Genomic DNA, 19,249 nt, shown 5'->3' with positions numbered 1-19,249 from the left:
ATATTACAATGATTTTCCCATTTTTTACTACATTAAATTTGTTACATATGATGTTATAATTTTATCAATGTACTGTGAGAAAGTAAGTTTAGTAAAGAAAGGGGTTTCAATGACACAACAACTTAGAACACTCTTAACTTCATCTAGTAATATATCTATAAAAAGTGTAGTTGCGATTAAATATCCATATTGGAGAAAGCCTTTGATCATGTTACCTAGAGAATTCAATATGAATAGAAAGTCAATCACCATGAATATGATTCAAACATTTTTGGATAATGGCAAATTATCCATTAGGGATATAATGCAGATGACTTATCAAGAAATAAATGATAAACAAGACGTTGTTTCAATTAATCACTTCTTGGATGTATTTGAAAAGATAGTTGTATTACCACCTGAATCTTTTTCTGAGGATGATTATTACACTGTAAAAGACTTATGTTATATTCTTATATCGTCAGAGGAAAATATAGTTAGACGACTTGAAAGAGGAGAGTTTAAAGGATCGTTTATCACTAAAGATGGACAATGGTTAAAACCTAAATGAACTAAACCCAATCAATAATGACTGGGTTTTTATATTGCTATTTTACTTTAATAACATCACCTTGTTTAAGTGAACCGTTAAGAGCTTGATTGACTAAATTATTATCAAAGAATTGAACTATATTACCACTAGAATCGTATGCTTGGATTGCTCCTTTGTATACACTTATAATCTCATATTGATTTTCAATTGTTGAAACTGCTGCTGGATCACGTACTACAAAGTAATAAAATGCTGTAAATATAGCTACACCCCAAAACAACTTTTTAAAATTAAATTCTTCTTCGTATTCTTCTTCATCATCTTCGATTTCATCTTCATAAAATCGTTTAGATGGCTTGATTTTATAGTAGCAATACCTACAAGGGTTATAAACCGATCCTTTCCCTTTGCACACATCACATTTGCTCCCATTTGCAATACCATCTTTGCAATCTTCCTCTGGACATGGATCTATCATTTTTTGTGTATTGTTACATACTTTACATCTACCCAACTCCCCCACCTCCTAATAATTCTCTTTTTCCAGTTTGATGATCTAGGTATGGTGTGACTCTATAAAATTCATTAACGTTATATTTATCCTGTACGCTTCTCACAAATTGCGGATCGTTCAAAGCTGTAGTAATAATAAATTCAGCTAGTGAAGTGTGCCTTTGGTCACATGAAATTGATAATCTTTTTAGGTTTATGAAATCAAAATTGGAAAGGGAAACATTAACCCTATTTACCTTTTTCCCCCCTACTCCCCTACTGTCTTTTTTAAACATCGTTTTGCTCCCTCCTTAGTAATTTCAAAATTTGAAGGTGTTACAATGTTACAGTGTTACAGTAACCTCTTGGATAGGGGAGAGGTTTGGTGATTCAATCAATTTGAGTAGTTCCGTATACCCTTCATCTGTCAAATACACTGGTTTACCATCCTTTTGTATTTCTTCTAACAACCTTACTAATTGATGTTTCATTTTACATTCCTCCCAATTATAAGAATCCCATTAAAATACTTTTATCGTTGTTCTCCTCATATGTAGTAACTTCTTGTTGTTTTGGTTGATGGAAATGTATTGCATTCCCTTCCATATCACGTTGTATCAACCTTTTAACATAACCACTGAAATTAGTAAATTTCTTTGCATGTTCATTTAATTCTTTTTCATATGGATCAGCTAAATTGAATGACATACTTTTAACTTTTCGCATAAGCACCCCTCGCTAAATGATAAAATCCTACTGCATTTGCATAGACCGGATGAAGCATTCTAGTTGATGCCCCAGCTTTATATGTTGGGTTTATAACATTTACATTCCTGTAATACTTTTCAAACTCAGGTTGCAACTCTCTAGCAATACCTCCCGCAAGATATAATTCATCTTTAGAGTCCCACTTTTTTAAAGTCTCTGCTGCAATCGCTCTCGCAATAGCTTCATTACTACTTGATAAATTAGTGTTCATTCCAAAAGGTAAAGTGTCAGAATCCCTATCAATATATTTTCTGTCTTTTATAGTTGCTAAATTTACAGTTGAACTTCCTATGTCGATAATTCTTATTTTCCCTTGTTTTGGAATACACCAAAATGAGGCACTCCCTTCTGCAGCTACTTCTACATTCATTAAAACAAATGATTTTGACTCCCCATTGACTTGAATTATTTGCCTTCCAAGTAACATTTCTTTTATTTTCTGTTTTTCATCCCTTTGATGTTTTTTAATTGGTTGACCAGTAACCAGATATACTTTTTCTTTATCCGAACAGTAACGATGTAATGCTAATAAAACTCTCAATTTTCCATCTTCATGAGCCTTTGTGTCTCCCATCATAGAACCACCAAATTCACTTTCATTACGTGCCAAACTTCCTGCAAACCCTTTCCTCCCCTTATATTCAAAAATCATGTCATCATCACCAAACGATTGTTCAAGCCTCCTCTCTCTGTACTCTCCAATGTCGCTAAAAAATTTCATTGCTCCTTTTTCTCCGAACACTTTTACTTCATGGTTTCCTGCATCAATACCTAAAATCAAATCTCATCACCTCTTCTGTAATACTGAGGTAATAAACTCTCTGATTTTTCAAAGATATTTATTACTTGGTTAATACTTATGTACTGCTGCTTGTCCAAGTTGCCAAAAATTTTGGGCAAACTAGTATATTTTTTTTGAAGGTTGTCCAAAATGCTTGATAAGAAGAAAAACAATTAAAAGGGAGTTTTAAGAAATGTGGGGATTAGGTAAGTATCGGACAAAGTTTGGTAAGTGGCTTGATTCATCGCCATACAGTCAAATTGAATTTGCTAAAATCTCAAAAGTGAGTAGAGAAACAGTAAGTAAAATATGTGCCAATGATGATTACATTCCTGGTACTTCAATTAAAAAGAAGGTAATGAGAGTAGTTAATGTATCTGATCCGAATAAAAAGCCATATCATTTTTGGGATTTATGAAAGGGGAAATGTATGTGTAAAAAGAAGCTTAGTAAGAAACAAGACTTTTGCAATTTGTAAAATATTAGAAATTTGATATACTAGTATTGTACTGCATACCACCGACAAAACTAGTATGCTGTTTATGGAAAATGGTTTCACTAGGGATGAAGCCGAACCACTGACTTTTTAAGTTAGTGGTTTTTTCTTTGTCAAAATCAACCTGAAATTATTCCATTTTCTATTCCATCGGACATTATTCTCAAATAACTATTGTTAATTATAAATAGATGTGTTATAATAGTATTATCAAGAGGAAAGGAGGATAGACGGTGGTTGAACTTATAAAAGATATAGTTATAATCATCGCATCGGTGCTCGGTACATACAAGATTATACTAGACATAAAAGAGCACAAAAAGAAAAAGCGCCCCTGAGCAGAGAGACGCTTAACCCACAGGGGAGGGAAACCTCCCCACCTAATATAAGTATATCACAACCGCCTAAAATTATGAAAAAATTCAATTCTACTGATGTATTGTTCTTTATCTTGTTTATCACCGTATTAAGCAGCATAGATTTCACTAGATGGTTAGACTACATTGTCGTATCTACGGTTGGTTTATGGATCATCACATCAGGCTATAAACTGTATCTAATGAGGAAGTGACATATTGAAATACGAATTTAATTCAGAGGAAGAACTACTTGAATTTGTGAAGGATAACTTTCTATATGTAAATGAAGCTGCAGAGTTTTTGGGATGTACTAATCAGGCAATAAATCAATCAGTCAAGAATGGGAAACTTAACCCGGTCAAATCAAGTAGATCGGGTTCCCTATTTTTTAGGAAGCACTTGGAGGAACGAAAAAAGGAATTAGAGGAGTTAAGGAAGAAATACCGTCCTTATGAATGAGGATGGTATTTCTTCCACTTGCAAAAAACAGCATTATATTGTAATAAAATTGCATCCTTATAAAGAGGTTGAAATTCCTATTCAAACAAATAAAACAAAGCTCCTCCTTATATGGAGAAGCTTTTCCGTAGGTGTAAGAAAATAAACGCTTAGAAGTGATCTCACTTTTATTATATTAGGTCATTTTACACATTGACACTGAAAATAGCGGATTTATTTTGTTTTTTCATCTATAAGGTGAATCATAATCCCATTTTCCCCACCAGCTACCTAAAGCCAGTGGGGAACAAACTTACTTCTGTACTATATTCTTAGCACCACTCCATAATCCACTAGCGGCTAAACCCATAACAATACCAACTAAAATAGCTTGTTTTGGATCAGATGGAGCTACATAAACAATACCAGTAACTACACCTAAGATTAAGGATAATACTGGTTGATACTTAACACTTAAACCTATTTGTTTTGCTAACTGAACTAATGCGACTATAATCGGTACAATTGCAATATCGTATACTTGAAAATCCATAATTAATTTCCACCTTCCAATGTTTTATTTGATAATCGATCTAACAAAACGAAAATTAACCAAGGTAAGTCATTCAAAACCTCTTGAGGCTTGTCCTTCACTTTTTCTTTCCATTTATCAACTTCATCAATCAAGTCTTTTTCATTTAAGTTTTCAATAGATTGGTGAGCCATTTCTATTTGCCATTGTTTTAATTTCATGATTACTTCCTCCTTCGGTAAACAATCATAGTATTCTTTGACTACATCTTGTAATAACTGGTTATATGATTTCCCCATTTTAGATAAGGCGTTTTGTGGGTCTGTTTTCCTTTGAGGGTCTAAAATATGGTGTCCTATTATACTAGTAGTCGGATCTAGTCCAAATTTGTTGCAAATAAAAGCTAATACCCACACATAGCGTTTATATGACTCTTCATTATTTATACCCCCTCTTAGATGTGAGTAACAAAGTTCCACTCCTGCAGCTATATCATTTGCATCATCCCCAAACAATTGATTGTCTAAAGGTTTCTCATATAGCACATGCCATGCTTTTTCTGGTGTTCCAGTTAACAACGGAATACATTCATATATCCCTGTATCATCTACAAAAATATGTGCAGAAGCACTCATGACGTTGTTGGTATTCTCGTAATAAGAAATGTTTTGTAATGCTGTTGATCCGTCATTTCCTGTATCATGAGCAACAATAAACCCCACTTTCGGCATCTTGATTCCTGATCTTCTTTTTGTGCTACTAGTGAGGTATTTTTTATGAATTGAATATTTATTTTTAAAAGTCACTATTTTTCCTCCTTTCCACTCTTGTTTTTAAAAATCTCAACTGCATTCATTAGAATGGACGGAACAGGTATCCCTATCCGTCCAGCATTTTCAACTATAGAAAGTAGCTCATTTCCTAAATATAAAAAGATAGCAGCATCACGTATTAAATGTTGATCCCCTATTGCCCTATCTGTTAGATGTGCAGCTGCAACCATAATAAATATCATGATCTTTCTAGCAATTCCTTTAAATCCTTTTTTACTTTTTAGTCCCCCTTCAAGTCCTCCTGCTATAAGACCAGATAAAAAATCAATCAATACAAAAATAACTAAAACTTCAAGTAATGTATCTAATCCCCCAAACAAATAAGAACCTATAGAGCCAAGAGTTGCTATTATAGTTTTAAATATTGTACTCTCCACTTTTTCATCCACCCCCAAATAAAAAACACCCCTCAATTTGAGAAGTGTTTTAATATTTAATTTTTTATAATTTAAACCCAATCGATAACAACAAAATCTTTGCATCTTGAACAATTCATATTTTTTGCACGTGAAAGAACATTATTTCTCTCCCCACAAACTGAACACTGATAATTTCCTGCTGTTGTTGGAATTGCAAAAGGAACAAATGAGCAAAAGAAACCTATAATACCTAATGGAAAGAAAAGAAAAAGAAAAATAAATGAACCTAGTAAACAAACTGCACAAAAAAATAACTTTATAAATGTAGGTAAAAGTGTATTTTGCTTGTAAACTTCAATTCTATTAATGCTTTTAGCTTCCAAATAACACACCTTCCTTTTTTAGCTATATTATAGCATATTTTTACTATAAAGCATGCCAAGTTATTTTTAAATCAAAGTTTTCTGTGCTTGATGAAGAACGATTGTAAAACGTAAGTTTCAATGATATAGTCTCTGGTTCTTCAGGGTGCGGCATTAAGTCAGCATCATATAAATACGTGTAACTTTTACCGAACACTTTCGAATCAAGGATATACTGTGTATAGTTATCCTGCCTCCTTCCAGTGACTTGTCCAGCGTTTCCGCTTGAATCAACGTAAGTACCCCATATAGAACGCCCTAGATTATCTGCGTTATTTGCCGCCTTCCGTCCTATGACTAAATTAGCACCATACGAATAATTATCAAACTCTGAACCATCAGTTCTAGTGATTGATACACTAGCGCTTCTTTTTCCTTTTCCAAGATTTATATAATATGTCTGATAGTTTGAAGTGTTCACATTAATAATCTCGCTACCATAAGGAGTTCCACCAAAAGCTAATTCGTTGTCACTTGCTCTAATAAGCCTTTCATCCCTATACCTATTATCATGGTATATGCGTTCTTTGAATGCGGGACTTCCATCTGAATTATATGTTTTTTCAATACTTAGATCACCGTCAGGAGATTCAAAACCATATCCTACTAGCATATACCCTAATCTAAGAGAACCGTCAGGAGGATTTGATGGGTATTCCAATCCACCGCCACTGGTTCCCTCTGATTCATATTTAATTTCTAAATCAGAATTAACGTATAGCTTTCTATACTCCCAACCATCAAAATCATACATGCCACAACCAAATAATTGATTATCAAACCTTTTCCCCTGTATAACATGTTTAGATTGATTAGGCATAATAACAGCCATATCTGAAACAACAACATCAGCTCTTGGTCTTACGAATTTACTAAATGTAAGTCCTGAACGTATTCTAGTCAATCTCAGTGTATGGCTTGAATCAAATATGCTTTGCCAGTAAATTTTTGCTCCAGTCAGTTTATTTCCATTCTTCCCCGTCCACGTAACAAAAAAATTCTCTGTCAGTCTACCAATAATCCCTCCACTAAATACACGATCATGTGGTTCAATATAGAAATCTTCATCGATTGGTATTCTAATGAAATAATCCTTTCCACTATAAGACTCAGGTAATCCACTTGTATCTGCCAGAGTTAAGATTTCATCATTAAACACGTTGTTATTAGTAGATGTTACTGTGGTAGTAATTACAGGTTCCTGACTCCTGTTTTCTATGCTAATTGTTCCACCTTGGATAATACCAAAGCCTGCAATTTCCTCTAAATTTAAACCTTCTTCATTAACCACAACTTGACCATATTTATCTTTGATATAGATTTCGCCATTATCAACTTTCTTCTTTGTCTCTGAGTATTCAACATTCCTTTTATCCGAATATTCCTCAAAACTTCCCTGTCTTTTTTTCAAACTCACATAGTCATCAATGGTGCTCTCTACGAATGATGATAAAGTGATATACCCAAGCTTAGGTGCAAATGGATAACGGACATATTCAACAACTCTCGCCCCTATGGTTTGTAAATTAAGTGGTAAATGAGTGAGTGTCAATTCATCCCCTAACTCGATGTCCTCACCTTCATATCCTTGCTTGGCTAGTTCAACAAAATCAACTTGATATGAAACTTGGATCGTGTCATGTTTCCTTAAATACTTCGCCCCTTCTTCTAGCAACTCTACTGGATCGGTAATATCGTTTAACTTAACGCTTGCTATTTTTGGTTTACGGTACAAACCGATATTAGGTGAATCAATGTACTTCAGACCGTTATTTTCACTCTCAATCGTTAATCCATCTTGACCATAAATATAGAGTCTTGTAATGACATCGTTTGAAGATGATGGACTCCTAAGAGCTTTCAGATTTTTGCCATATCGGATTTCAACCCCTTTATTTATCCCTTTTTTACCTAAATAAACATTCCGATTATTAAACCATAGATCACAGTCCCATTTTTCACGAATGTTTTGTAACGCCTTTAAAACGGATATTTCAGAGATTTCAATATCTTTTGATCCAGATACGTCAACATGACTAAGAGTAAACTCAGAATCTAGTAATATTTCTTCAGCTGCTTCTTGGCAAGTGCCGGGTATTAACTCAATTGTTCGGTCAATGTATTCATCAAGCATCTCGATATATACATGTGTACATTGCACTTGATATCTAGTTGATTGATTAGATGATGGCTCAATACTTTTTATAATGTATTTTTTACTTTCACAAGTGATATACCCTTCATGTTCAAGATGGTTTGTTTCATCATCATCTAGTGGGATTTCAAAAGAAAGAAGCACCTCTTGATTAAGGCGCTCCCTCACTTCTACATTTATTGCTTTTGTTAAGTAACCTAAAGGCTTCTCTTGTCTATCAAGCACAATTAAGTATTTATCACTATCCATTTACTCACCTCACTTTTTATCCCATAAATTCTGTGTTTTATTGGATGATTACTCAACGTATTCTTCTCCAGTAATCTCTAAAAACTCAGTTTCAGTAATCCTCTCAAACTGTACATAAAGCTTCACTTGTTGGATTGTCGCCCAACCTTTCTCAAAGTACATTTTTACTCGTTCAAAGTTAGTCATTATAGCCCTCCTTGCATCAATCTAATATCAAGTTCAACAATCTGCTGTCCTAGTGTTTGATTCAAACTTTCTACCTGCATAATTTGAATGTCCTTTTCCACGATCTGCTCACCTAAAATATCAGTTTCACTTTTTGGTACAGGTCTTGATTGAATTTCAAATATGTCATTTTCATCAAACTCAGTCATATGAGTTTTAAAGCTTACTACTTCTGGAACCTGTTTTTCTTCAAAGGCAAGTTCTAGTTCTTCTGTCCATTCTTCATGATCCTCTATAATTTCAAGGGGTGGTTGATCTTCATAGGTTGTAGTAATTTCCTCAAATGTTTTGTAATAGAGTTGGTTTCCTGCTTCATCCGACTTATGGACTTCGACTTGTTGGGTTGTAAACATAGGAATCATTTGACCAGTAGGTACTTGCCCCCAATAGAGGGAATTTCCATCCTCATCTGTTTTGTGAATCTCTTCGTATTCTTCGGTTTCTTCATTATAGATTCGATCAATTACTGGATCCTCGGTGACTTCAACAGTTTCACCTCTAACCGTCTTTTCATATGTTTTTTGGTTGCCATCATCGTCAAGTTTAGGTATTTGAACCGTTTGAATCGTCATAACTGGATCGTCTGTAATTTCAGTAGTTTCTATTGTTTTTGTGAATGTTTCATTGATTTCTATTTGCGGTTGAGGAAGGAGATATAACGTATTACCTTCATCGTCAAACTTCTGATGCTGTTCGTTATGATGGATTGTTTTCGTTGCACCTTCGGTATAAACATTTTCGACTGCATATTCAAAAGGCTGTGGACTCCTATTCAGAGCCACAACCTTTTTAGTTGATCTGCTTATGATTACTTTATCCAACTTTACACCTCCTTGATTAAGATGTTGCCTTTAACTTTGTAATCTGCTGTATCAGATTCTGAGCTTGATGCCCCTGTTATAACAATTGTATCGGTTCTATAATTTGTTTTAATACGAAGATAGATTTCCCCTTCTATATTAACTAGTCCATATAGTACCCCCAAATGCGGAATAGCAGATGCCAAATCTTCAGTGTATACAGATGGTAAGTCTTTGGTTGTATCTCCTATGAAAGCATTGTTTGATAATCTATATGAATTTATAATAGGTAGCATTACAGTAGGCATAAGACCACTTGTTCCAGATGTCGGACTAGTTAATTTAATGATTTCATTCAAAAATAAATGATCGCTAATATCACTGCCTTTAGGTAAGTAGGTAGTTATTATATTCCCATTATCAGAGAAGTTTATTTCATCTTCTACATATAAGCCTGTACCTCTATTAGTCACTAGTACAAAGTCTGAAGTAGCTAATACTTTCCCCTCTTTAGTATCTAACCCTACATACGGAACATACTCATACCAAAGAGCCACATTGTCGGTCACGCCTGTTCTGTGGCTTGTAATCGGATATTCCATTTTAATTTCTTTGGTTTCCTTACGGACTTTGATTACATTAGCTTTTTGATAGTCCACTTCCTCAGATAGTTCAACATCTAGTTTGATATAGTCGGTGTATACGATGCTGTCATTATCTGCTGATGCTGGGTGAGTGCTATGGACTAAGATGTAAACTTTTTGATTGTTGGTAATTTTACGATATACATTGTAAAAACTAGATCCATCATCATCCACTCTATTAAGACTTTGTGAAATTGTAGACGGTAAATTATCTGAATTAGTTTTGTTAGTTCCTACCCACCATTCCTCAGCTATACTATCCCAAATACTCATTGTTAACCCATAAGTTAATCCATCATTATCACCTTCACCACTGGCAACCGATAAAACGGTGATTTTACGGAGTAATTCTTTTAGGTTGCTAAGTGATAGATTATCTTTTGATAAATCAAACTCAGCAATCAAGCACATTGTTTCACCAGTTATATTTGTTGACTTTGACAATAGTACACCGTTTTGCTTGCCTATGTTGTCATAGTCAAATTGTGATACTTCATCAGCATCTGAAAAGTCTTGTGGTGTAAGCGTTGATATGTCTGCTACACTTTTTGAGTATAACTTGTGAGGTATCGTTTGGTTATCCCTAATTGTTTTACCGAGATAGTTTAACGTCTGTTTAGATTTTCGTCCTGGTGTCCATGTTGGGTTAGGATTGATGCCTTTTTCTAGTTTTAGGTTTTTGAGGTACATAGTTGTTGATTGTTTTTCTCGTCCTAAAATATCAAACCTAAGTCTAGTTGTATCATTTGGACTCAACGCTGAAAATACGTACTGTGTCCATTCAGCGTTTAAATCGTACATGTCTCCATTATAACTGCTAATGTGTGAATCGTTGTAAAAAGCAAGTGCTAAGTTAACTTTTGTTGAATCCCCTTTAAGCCATACAGATGCTGTGTAATACGTGTTTGGTTCAACCTTATAGTAGTCCGTTTGTGTTCCCCCATAACTAAGCGTATCATTAGTTTCAACTTTCAATATTCCAAGTGAGTCAATGGTAATATTCTGAGCATAATTTGTAGAGAATCCATCCAAATCCACAGGAAACGCTTGATTCTGAGTCAATAAATTCTCACTCAACACTGGAAACGGTTCTTCAGGAACTAACACATCATATCCAAGTTCTGATACATCAATTTGTAATTCTAACTCTACGTAATCAGTGTAAATGGTGCTTGGGGTTACTCCGTCACTTGGATCAGTGTAGGCTAGGAAGTGGACAAAACCGTTTTGATCTATAGCATTAGATATTTTATTTGTTGAATTAGTTTCCACAATACCTATATTGAGCATAGAAACTATACTGGATGAATGTGTCGCTAAAGCTGAATTATAATCGTTTGTATCCGTTCTGAACATTTTTAGGTTTGCTGTATTACCGTTAGGATTTTCACCATAGCCGTACCATTCTATACTGAATTTATAAATTCCATCCTTTGCCCTCTGCACCTTATCCTCAATCGTCACGCAACCTTCAAAAAATCCTTCACCTAGTTTATCTTGGATGGCTCGGAGGATGTTGAAGGAGAACAGTTGTTGTGGAATTTCCCCATCTGAAGAATATTGTGTATTTGCTGTATTTGAATTTAGTTGTAATAAGTTATTATACCCTGCCCAACTATCGTTAGTAGGCATTTCAGCAGTAAATTGATCGGGAGATTTAAGGTGAATTTCACCACCTCTATATGCTTTATGAGGATTTAAGTCTGTATCGCCTTGATTTTTCCCCTCAAAATTAGCCCTAATCGTCACAATCCCATCATCATCATTTTTAACTAACTTCTGTCCATTCACTTCACCTTGTAAAACTTGTGTTGGTACATGTTCAATTCCTTGTCCTCCTGCATAGTTAACACTGTACTCAATCAAAATATCTGCTGTGTTGTCCGCTGGTACTGTGTCTATGGTGTATGTTGCTTCACTTGTTGCTAAATCTGACCATGTTCCGTTTATTCCGTCAGCTTTGACGTTTGGTGTTGATGTGTCTGCTGTGGTTTCTATTATATAAGTTCTATCAGAAGAACTAAGCCATCCGATTAACGAAGAACTAATTGTTACTGTATTTGTATTAGAATCAATAGAAACAATGCTTACATCTGCACTAGGAGTAGACCACCCAAAAGTATAAGCTTTTATCTTATCTCCAACAGTTAATTTACTGACATCATCGACAATTATTGTTGTGTTAGAAGGTGTTTCTAAGAGTTTTGCTAAAGCAGTATCTTCATCTATCACACCACTCACTATCCCATCTTTGCATTTAACCGTAATCGTATCTCCTGCTGTCCAAACACCTTCAACGCTTTGCATAACCTCAATATGAGGTAAATGCTCGTTGGATAAAACTTCTATTTTATCCGACACTTTTTGAGAGGTTTGAGCATCGGAAAGGGTACGTTTTTGGTCTGTTAGATCAAAACGTGTGTTAGTATCTTGATTTGCGTAATCGTATGGTAGATACCATTTGCCACTTGGAACAAATATTGGATTAGGTTGATTACCTTTTGTAATTTGAATATCCCAAAATTCAACGAAGTCATCACGATTAGATGAAGATTGTTTGAATAGAACATATAAATAGTCACTTACCGCTGTAAATGTATAGCTCCATTCAGAAGGAACCTGTTTATTGGCATACAAATTGTTATTTAAGTCAGTAGGTTCATTGTGTAAGCTTATTTTAGGAGTTCTTCCATTATGGTTGCTTTTTGCCGAAAATGTGTATTCCTTTCCTGCTGTTATTGGAATTTTAAATCCTCTTCCATAATAACTTTGATCGTTATTCCAAACCCTCAATCTTCCATCAATCCACGTATTTTCTAAATTACTTCCTGAACCAAAGCTAGTATTACCATAGTTAACATCGGTCATTGGTGGTGCTAAATTCTCAACCACATAAGGATAACTATCTTGCTGTACCTCAGCATAACTCGGTGCTTTCTGCAATCCAAAATACTCTTTAACCATCTCAACATTCCCGTTTTCCCCACTCAATAAACGGTTAAATTCTTCGTTCATGACTTTATTGTAATCTACACCTATTAAGCTAACTTTGTGTCTTAGGTCTATGATGTCACGTTGATCTATGATGTTGTAATATAAGTTGTCTGGACGATCTGGTATCGTATTAAAGTTATCAGTAAGAGTTGGTGACCCTGCTGTGTATGTTCCTTCATTTACGAATACAGTTACATCAGAACCGTTTATTTCTAATATCGTAAAAAAGGTTTTGTCCCCATCCCTAAAATTTAACTTATCTCCAACTTTCAATTTCTCTACATTCGTATGAACTATAATTGTTTGTGTGTCCCCTGTGTCATATTCTCCATATTGTACTGAAAAACGCACATACTCCCTAGCCCCATTCACATTCTCAACGCTATATCCACCGCTGCTTCGACGTTTTATACGAAACATAGGGATAGCATAGACATAACCGTCTGCTGTTTGGAGTAGGCCTTTTGATTCTTGTGTCCCATCACCCGCAACGTATATGCCTTTATCTACTGCAAGAGCATTTTTTCCTGTATTACCTGTTATTTCTGAATCGTGGGGAGTGTAAAAATAGTTATAGTAATCCGCATTAAAATTTACCACACTTGAATTTGATCCCTGCACTAGAACAGTTGTATTGTATCTTCCAAGACCTGATGGATAAGTCTTAAAATCCACCCCTGCAACCGTTCTAATTCTCCAACTCAATTCATACTGATTTTCAAACCAAGCTTCTAAAAATATAAGATCATCCCTTGATCCCTCTGTTGGTGCTTCTTCTAGTTCTATGACTGTATCTTTTGGGATCTTAATTTCATAACCATTTACGTAAGCAACCTCATCCTTTAAAATCTTAATTTTATTTGGTTCGCTTAAATCAAAATCGCTTAAATTCAAGAAACCTGAGTGAGTTGAGTTTCTCACTATTTCGGCTTTTGCATGAGCAATAGCAGGGATTTGTGCATCATGTTCAATCGTTTTTTGATGGATTTCACGAGATAGATTTCCTGCTGTCTCTCTGACTTGATTATCTGCCCCAAGTCTTAAATCAACAACTTCTGTATTATCATTTCCACCTTGAGCTATAACGTTGTCTGTTTGTGTTTTTAGCCACTCTAAAGCTTTTTTTACATCATCGGCTCCTGTTACTGAACCGCTATACTCAATATCTTCTGCTTTATGAGCTGTTGTGCTGTTTTCGTGATTTTCTAATCTTTCAGTCAACTTTTCATCTAATTCAGTTTGATCAGCTGCTGCTTTTTGTTCAACTTCGGTCATGCGTTCATTTAAGCTTGATTGTTGGTTTTCAATAGATTGATTTATTTCTGATTCAAAACTGCTTTGACTAATAGTAAGGCGGTTATCAAGTTCGGTTTGTTTGTTATCTGCTTCTTGTTTATCACCTTCATGTTGGTTTTTCAAATTTTTTATATCTTGATCCACTTGTTCAAAGTTTTCATTGATATCTTCAGCAAATTGAATGTTCAACTTATTACTGATTGTTTTATATGCCAAGTTATCCCCTCCTTAATAAAGGTAAGTGTGCCTAAAAATAAAAGAAACCTCACAATTGAGTGAAGTTCCTGTAATAGTTATGCTATTGTCACCCTCGATCAGTTTCGGATAAGTTCCGCTAAAATCATAAAATGCATTTTGATCATTAAACTTGATTCTTTTCTTTTTACAATCAATTTCTAAAGTACCATTGAGAGTTCCAGACCAATGTAACCCCTGCGCTGTTGTATCATTTGTAAGTGTGATTTCACTACCTGTTCCTGATATCTTTATAACTGGATCAACCTCATGATTCCCTGCATGGAATACATCAAAGGTGTTAGAATCGATAACATCAAAGATATAACTCTCAGGACTCATATCTAGTCGATAATTCATGCCTAACATATACCCATCGTTTAGGTCTATTTCTTCCATCGTATCTGTCACACTCTCGGCAAATGGGAAAGGTGCTTTAAATGGGACGGTGAACTCTCCCATCTGTGCTAGTTTCTCAATCGGTATGTTTCCGTTAACCTTCACCATCCACCGTTTTCCTCCTGCTCGATCCAATACAAGAGGCTGCAAACCGATTTTTATATTCATGACTTTGGCTATGTTTTGGAGAGCAACTTGATATAATACTTCATCCGTTTCAACTAATATAAATGTTAATTCAATTAATCTAGCTCCGTATTTAGTTTCTAAATCAATAACTCCTTCAAGTCCTGGTATTTCTTCCTCAGTCGATTTGATCTCTGGTAATAGTGGGATATTAGCTTTGGTTAGCTTTAAACCTAAGTTTTTAAAGGGAACGCCTCCAATCGTTCCCCCTCCGTTTTCGTAGTATCTCATTATCTATCACCACCTGCTTTTAACCGTTGTGCTGCAAGTTGTTGTTCGTTGAAATAGGTTTGTATGTCTGCTTGATCCTCTAGTTTTACATCACCGTCGTGTCTTATTAGAGAATCATAATAGTTGTTAACCGTCTTTGATGCTTGTTTATCTCCAAGTGTGTTCACTAATTGTGATACTTGTTTTGGCTGTAGAATCGTTTCACCCTGTTCGATTATAGCGTGCAATTCGTTAGGCAATAATCTATCGCCAAATCTAAAATTTTGAATACCGCCAATACCTCCAGTATGATACTTCTTACCACCACCCTTTTTAGGGTTTGTTCGTGGATTTCGCGGAGTATCTCGAACTGGACCGTATTTATCCTCGTAATGGTCCCAATCATCATCGTCTTTACTACTTGATGGTTTAGAAGGAGTATCTTCTAAGTCTCTAAGAGTATCATTATATTCTTTTACAAAATCCTCTAAATCATCTAAGATGTTTTTATTACCGTCTGCATATATATCTAGCCTGTCGTCCTGCAAATCAACTTCACCGTTTTTGATATCATCCACATAACGTAAAAAAGCATCTTCTAAATCATCATAATGACGTTCAACATCTCTACGTTGATCATCTAGGCTATCGAGTTTTTCATCACGTTCTAATCTAAGGAGTCGCTTTTCTTCATCTAGGTCAAGCTTTCTCAACTGTTCCTTTAAATCAGCATATTTCTCCATACCTTCTTTAGATGTAGATTGTGAATATTTCTCTATTTCATCAACAAGGTTCTTTCTCTCATATTCGTATTCTTCCTCGTCCATTTCGTTAAAGACTTCATCATAATAATCGTTGATTTTGTCTCTTTTACGATCAATGGCATCCAGTTCAGCTTGCTCTTGTTTTCGGATGTTTCGTAAGACTTGATCCGTTGAATCTTCTATTGTTTTTACACGTTCTCTCTCGACTTCTTCGGCTTCTCTTATGCGTTCATCGTTAATCTCTTGCTCTACCCTAAACAGTTCTCTCTCGGCTTGTTCACGTTCCTCTGTTCCTTGTTCGTATCGTTCCATCACACGTTGCCATGCTGCAAGTTGTTCATCAAGAGATAAGCGTTTAAAATAAGTTTCACGTTCAATCCATTGGACTGAGTTTCTAAAACTTTCTTCATACGATTCATCTTTTAGTCGTTTAATTTCAAGATCAATCATTCTCTCATCATCTATATTTTCACTGAGGTATTTCGCATGGTTAGTCTTTAATTTTTCCAGTGCTTCGATCTGCTGTTCTTCCGTTTGATTATACATTTCAGAAACGTACCTAGTCGTAGAAAGTGAAGATTGAAAGTTACTAGCTCTGAGATCTGCTTCAATTTCACTTTGGGATTTACCTGCTGTTTTCTTAGTTTCCTTTTTATCTTCTTCAGGTAGTTTTAAATAATCCTCTGAATTAATGGAATATATAGTCTTATCAATTTCAGCTAAAGCATTTAAAACTTCATCTTTCTCAGCTTTTAACTTTTGCTGTTGTATGAGAATATTATCTCGATCTTCGGGTGATAATTGATCTTGTTGTAATCCTAAGACTAGGTTCAATCCATCACTAGTAGTAGGCTGAGATTCTAAAAGAAGCTGATTAGCAAATATTTGCTTGCGGATTAACTTCAATTTTTCATTAGTCGTGGTTCTCATTACTTCTAGCTCATTTAGTAGTCCTTCGCTTTTCTTTTTGAACATAGTTTCCTCAGCATCAACCAATTCATCAATAGCGTCTTTATTGGTGATGTGTAGTTTTCCCTCTTCATCTAATTGAGCCAAAAGCGTTGGATACTCATCTTTAAGTTGTTCAACAACGCTTCTAAGTTCCTGTTTCTGATCTGAGGAAAGGCTCTCTTTTTCGGTTAGTTCATCATATGTAGAGATTAGATTCTTCATTTCATCCACGTGACGTGCTTGTGAAGCTGTTTGTTGAATCTCTGCACCCTTTAGCTCTAGTATCGCATGAACAGAATCCTCTACTGCCTTAGTTAACCTCTCAACCGTTTTCTGTGCTTCATCGGGAGTGTCAATTCCTAACTCAGATAAGAGTCCATCTAATTCCTCTATTTGCTCATAAGCATCACCTATGACTTCTAAATTTCTTTGGTCGATCAACTTAGATTCTTCTTTAGCAATTTCAGATTCTAATCCTGCTCGTTCTTCCAGTAATTTATTTATGGTTTCTATGTCCTCTTGCATAGCTTTAACATTTTGAGCAGAGTTATTTAAAGGTGATTCCTTTAACTTTTGATTAAGCTCCTCTTGACTCTTAGCAAATTTCCAAACTGATTCACTAGTATCATCTGCTGCAGATTTATAAGCTAATGTTCCTGCTGTTATTCCAAGAAATGATATTGCTGCAATCGTCCACCCTATTGGCCCCATAGCAATGTTCAATGATATAAATGCTGCTCTAAGTATAGCCACTACAGTTACCAATCCTGTTAAAGCTGCTGTTAATGCTGTTACGGTTACAACCCCTGCTGTTAATGAAGCTATAGTTGCTTTATTTTCACTTGTCCATTCTGAAAAGGATTTGATTATTGGTTTTAATGTTTCCATGATGTCTTGTAAAACAGGCATATAGGCTTCGCCCAACTCTGCCCTAGCCATTGCTAGTGATTGATTAAATGTTGCCTGTGATCCGGCATAACCTTCCATAGCTTTATCTGCATTCCCTGCAAATAACGCCCCATCCTCTAGCATTCCGTTATATGCCGCTTGAGCTTTTTCTGCATCGGTTAATGTGGCTGCCGACTTTCCTATAGTCTTTGCATACCTATCATACATAACACTTAGATTTGTTGTTATCCCTGCTGCATCTGTCAACGTACTGTTACCACTTTTAATACCTCGAATTGCTTGCACTACTGCTTCACCCCATGCAAAATGGGATTCTCTATTATAGGCAGCAGCATCACTAAGAGCATTAATTAAGTTAATAGATTCATCTAATGTATAGCCTGTTGCAAGGGCTGTTTTAAGAGCGTCAGATGCTTCTTGTACACTCATAAATCCTCTAGCAACCAAATCATCCATAGCATTTGTTACGGTATCTGTATCATGGTTAAGAGCCTTACTTACTTCAATTAAACCTTCGTAACTGACAGCTAATTGTGCTGCTTCATTGGATAAGGTGTTTATTACCCTCAACATCCCTTGTAATGCATATCCAGTCCCCATTGCTGCTAATGCTGTTTCTAACCCTCTGAAACGTTCTTCTGTTTTCTTTGTCTCTTTTTGCGTGTCCATGATTTCACGCTTAACTTTTTCTATTTGTTTACTGTCTGCCCCAACTCTTCTTAGTTGAGCTTCAACAAGTTTTAATTGCTTTTCAAGAATTTGAGGGTTTGTTGTTCTTAATTCTGTTTGGATTTTGCGAACTTCTCGACCACCTAAACCAACGTCCATTAAAGATTTAGAAAGCTGTTGAAAATCTCTTCTAGACTTCTTCACTTCCTCAGACATTGTTTTCATTTCTGTCTTGGACTTTTCAATACCAGTTTTAAAATTCTGTGCATCCAATTCTAGTTTTGCTTTTATCGCTCCAACGTCTGTTGCCATTTACCCACCCCCAAACTTTTGCTTAAATCTATCAAAAGCAGATCTGTCAAAATCTTGTTGTTCTTCTATCTCATTTATGCCTGCCGTTTCATTCAAACTTTGTATAAATCGTTCTGCATTTTGTTTTTCCATATATGGAATTGAATTAATTTTTATTTGTTTCATTGTATTTACTGCTTCTTGTTTTTCTAAGTGCAATAAAATGTGGTGTAAATCGATCATATAGTAATCATCTTCTAG

At 35.2% G+C, this 19,249-nt stretch carries 19 protein-coding genes; 3 read left to right on the top strand and 16 right to left on the bottom strand.

What is annotated here, in order from left to right; genetic code table 11:
- Positions 1-109 precede the first annotated feature (109 nt).
- Positions 110-550: a hypothetical protein gene (locus Q5Y73_RS09645; protein ID WP_305991684.1), complete on the top strand. Its 441-nt coding sequence runs from the start codon at positions 110-112 to the stop codon at positions 548-550.
- Between the two features lie 37 nt (positions 551-587).
- Here Q5Y73_RS09645 and Q5Y73_RS09640 read toward each other — a convergent pair whose 3' ends face one another.
- The 5 genes from Q5Y73_RS09640 to Q5Y73_RS09620 are packed head-to-tail and all read right to left on the bottom strand — an operon-like array spanning position 588 to position 2,573.
- On the bottom strand, positions 588-1,046 hold the full coding sequence (locus tag Q5Y73_RS09640; RefSeq protein ID WP_305991683.1) for a hypothetical protein: 459 nt from the start codon (positions 1,044-1,046) through the stop codon (positions 588-590).
- A complete protein-coding gene (locus Q5Y73_RS09635; RefSeq protein ID WP_305991682.1) occupies positions 1,039-1,320 on the bottom strand; it encodes a hypothetical protein in 282 nt (93 codons plus the stop codon). The genes Q5Y73_RS09640 and Q5Y73_RS09635 overlap by 8 nt, the downstream gene beginning before the upstream one ends.
- 48 nt (positions 1,321-1,368) lie before the next feature.
- A complete protein-coding gene (locus Q5Y73_RS09630; RefSeq protein ID WP_305991681.1) occupies positions 1,369-1,515 on the bottom strand; it encodes a hypothetical protein in 147 nt (48 codons plus the stop codon).
- A 16-nt stretch (positions 1,516-1,531) separates the two neighbouring features.
- Positions 1,532-1,750 (bottom strand): hypothetical protein, encoded by a 219-nt coding sequence (locus tag Q5Y73_RS09625; protein ID WP_305991680.1) that lies wholly within the window; start codon positions 1,748-1,750, stop codon positions 1,532-1,534.
- Positions 1,737-2,573 (bottom strand): ParM/StbA family protein, encoded by an 837-nt coding sequence (locus Q5Y73_RS09620; protein ID WP_305991679.1) that lies wholly within the window; start codon positions 2,571-2,573, stop codon positions 1,737-1,739. Before Q5Y73_RS09620 ends, Q5Y73_RS09625 begins: the two co-directional genes overlap by 14 nt.
- Positions 2,574-2,766: 193 nt before the next feature.
- On the opposite strand from Q5Y73_RS09620, the gene Q5Y73_RS09615 reads away from it, so the two are divergent.
- The gene (locus Q5Y73_RS09615) at positions 2,767-2,991 is read left to right on the top strand and encodes a helix-turn-helix domain-containing protein (RefSeq protein WP_305991678.1); all 225 of its coding nucleotides are present in this window, start codon (positions 2,767-2,769) and stop codon (positions 2,989-2,991) included.
- Between the two features lie 653 nt (positions 2,992-3,644).
- Positions 3,645-3,887: a DNA-binding protein gene (locus Q5Y73_RS09610; RefSeq protein WP_305991677.1), complete on the top strand. Its 243-nt coding sequence runs from the start codon at positions 3,645-3,647 to the stop codon at positions 3,885-3,887.
- A gap of 292 nt (positions 3,888-4,179) precedes the next feature.
- Here the strand turns inward: Q5Y73_RS09610 and Q5Y73_RS09605 are convergent, their stop codons facing one another.
- The 11 genes from Q5Y73_RS09605 to Q5Y73_RS09555 all read right to left on the bottom strand — a co-directional run bounded on the left by Q5Y73_RS09605 (position 4,180) and on the right by Q5Y73_RS09555 (position 19,231).
- Complete coding sequence (locus tag Q5Y73_RS09605) at positions 4,180-4,419, bottom strand: hypothetical protein (protein ID WP_305991676.1); 240 nt, start codon at positions 4,417-4,419, stop codon at positions 4,180-4,182.
- Positions 4,420-4,421: 2 nt separating this feature from the next.
- On the bottom strand, positions 4,422-5,204 hold the full coding sequence (locus Q5Y73_RS09600) for a peptidoglycan recognition protein family protein (RefSeq protein WP_305991675.1): 783 nt from the start codon (positions 5,202-5,204) through the stop codon (positions 4,422-4,424).
- The gene (locus Q5Y73_RS09595; protein WP_305991674.1) at positions 5,204-5,608 is read right to left on the bottom strand and encodes a phage holin family protein; all 405 of its coding nucleotides are present in this window, start codon (positions 5,606-5,608) and stop codon (positions 5,204-5,206) included. The genes Q5Y73_RS09600 and Q5Y73_RS09595 overlap by 1 nt, the downstream gene beginning before the upstream one ends.
- 71 nt (positions 5,609-5,679) lie before the next feature.
- On the bottom strand, positions 5,680-5,973 hold the full coding sequence (locus Q5Y73_RS09590; protein WP_305991673.1) for a hypothetical protein: 294 nt from the start codon (positions 5,971-5,973) through the stop codon (positions 5,680-5,682).
- Positions 5,974-6,016: 43 nt separating this feature from the next.
- Entirely contained in the window at positions 6,017-8,416 is a 2,400-nt protein-coding gene (locus tag Q5Y73_RS09585) for a phage tail protein (RefSeq protein ID WP_305991672.1), read from the bottom strand.
- A 48-nt stretch (positions 8,417-8,464) separates the two neighbouring features.
- Positions 8,465-8,602 (bottom strand): XkdX family protein, encoded by a 138-nt coding sequence (locus tag Q5Y73_RS09580; protein WP_305991671.1) that lies wholly within the window; start codon positions 8,600-8,602, stop codon positions 8,465-8,467.
- Positions 8,602-9,462, bottom strand: a complete 861-nt coding sequence (locus tag Q5Y73_RS09575) for a hypothetical protein (RefSeq protein WP_305991670.1) — start codon at positions 9,460-9,462, stop codon at positions 8,602-8,604. Before Q5Y73_RS09575 ends, Q5Y73_RS09580 begins: the two co-directional genes overlap by 1 nt.
- Before the next feature lie 2 nt (positions 9,463-9,464).
- Complete coding sequence (locus tag Q5Y73_RS09570; RefSeq protein ID WP_305991669.1) at positions 9,465-14,591, bottom strand: hypothetical protein; 5,127 nt, start codon at positions 14,589-14,591, stop codon at positions 9,465-9,467.
- A gap of 12 nt (positions 14,592-14,603) precedes the next feature.
- A complete protein-coding gene (locus Q5Y73_RS09565; protein WP_305991668.1) occupies positions 14,604-15,425 on the bottom strand; it encodes a phage tail domain-containing protein in 822 nt (273 codons plus the stop codon).
- Entirely contained in the window at positions 15,425-19,009 is a 3,585-nt protein-coding gene (locus tag Q5Y73_RS09560) for a hypothetical protein (protein WP_305991667.1), read from the bottom strand. Before Q5Y73_RS09560 ends, Q5Y73_RS09565 begins: the two co-directional genes overlap by 1 nt.
- A complete protein-coding gene (locus tag Q5Y73_RS09555; RefSeq protein WP_305991666.1) occupies positions 19,010-19,231 on the bottom strand; it encodes a hypothetical protein in 222 nt (73 codons plus the stop codon). It abuts the gene before it with no gap.
- Between the last annotated feature and the right edge of the window lie 18 nt (positions 19,232-19,249).

Origin of the sequence: Chengkuizengella axinellae (assembly GCF_030730905.1) — a bacterium.
Taxonomy (GTDB): Bacteria; Bacillota; Bacilli; order Paenibacillales; family KCTC-33759; genus Chengkuizengella; species Chengkuizengella axinellae.
Note: the sequence above shows the minus strand (reverse complement) of the source record. Positions and strands in the feature narration are given on the sequence as shown.

What these genes read in the sequence shown, in the direction of transcription:
- Q5Y73_RS09615 (WP_305991678.1), top strand. Translation starts at nt 2,767, where the DNA reads ATGTGGGGATTAGGTAAGTATCGGACAAAGTTTGGTAAGTGGCTTGAT.
- Q5Y73_RS09605 (WP_305991676.1), bottom strand. Translation starts at nt 4,419, where the DNA reads ATGGATTTTCAAGTATACGATATTGCAATTGTACCGATTATAGTCGCA.
- Q5Y73_RS09565 (WP_305991668.1), bottom strand. Translation starts at nt 15,425, where the DNA reads ATGAGATACTACGAAAACGGAGGGGGAACGATTGGAGGCGTTCCCTTT.
- Q5Y73_RS09630 (WP_305991681.1), bottom strand. Translation starts at nt 1,515, where the DNA reads ATGAAACATCAATTAGTAAGGTTGTTAGAAGAAATACAAAAGGATGGT.
- Q5Y73_RS09555 (WP_305991666.1), bottom strand. Translation starts at nt 19,231, where the DNA reads ATGATCGATTTACACCACATTTTATTGCACTTAGAAAAACAAGAAGCA.
- Q5Y73_RS09580 (WP_305991671.1), bottom strand. Translation starts at nt 8,602, where the DNA reads ATGACTAACTTTGAACGAGTAAAAATGTACTTTGAGAAAGGTTGGGCG.
- Q5Y73_RS09585 (WP_305991672.1), bottom strand. Translation starts at nt 8,416, where the DNA reads ATGGATAGTGATAAATACTTAATTGTGCTTGATAGACAAGAGAAGCCT.
- Q5Y73_RS09635 (WP_305991682.1), bottom strand. Translation starts at nt 1,320, where the DNA reads ATGTTTAAAAAAGACAGTAGGGGAGTAGGGGGGAAAAAGGTAAATAGG.
- Q5Y73_RS09625 (WP_305991680.1), bottom strand. Translation starts at nt 1,750, where the DNA reads ATGCGAAAAGTTAAAAGTATGTCATTCAATTTAGCTGATCCATATGAA.
- Q5Y73_RS09645 (WP_305991684.1), top strand. Translation starts at nt 110, where the DNA reads ATGACACAACAACTTAGAACACTCTTAACTTCATCTAGTAATATATCT.
- Q5Y73_RS09560 (WP_305991667.1), bottom strand. Translation starts at nt 19,009, where the DNA reads ATGGCAACAGACGTTGGAGCGATAAAAGCAAAACTAGAATTGGATGCA.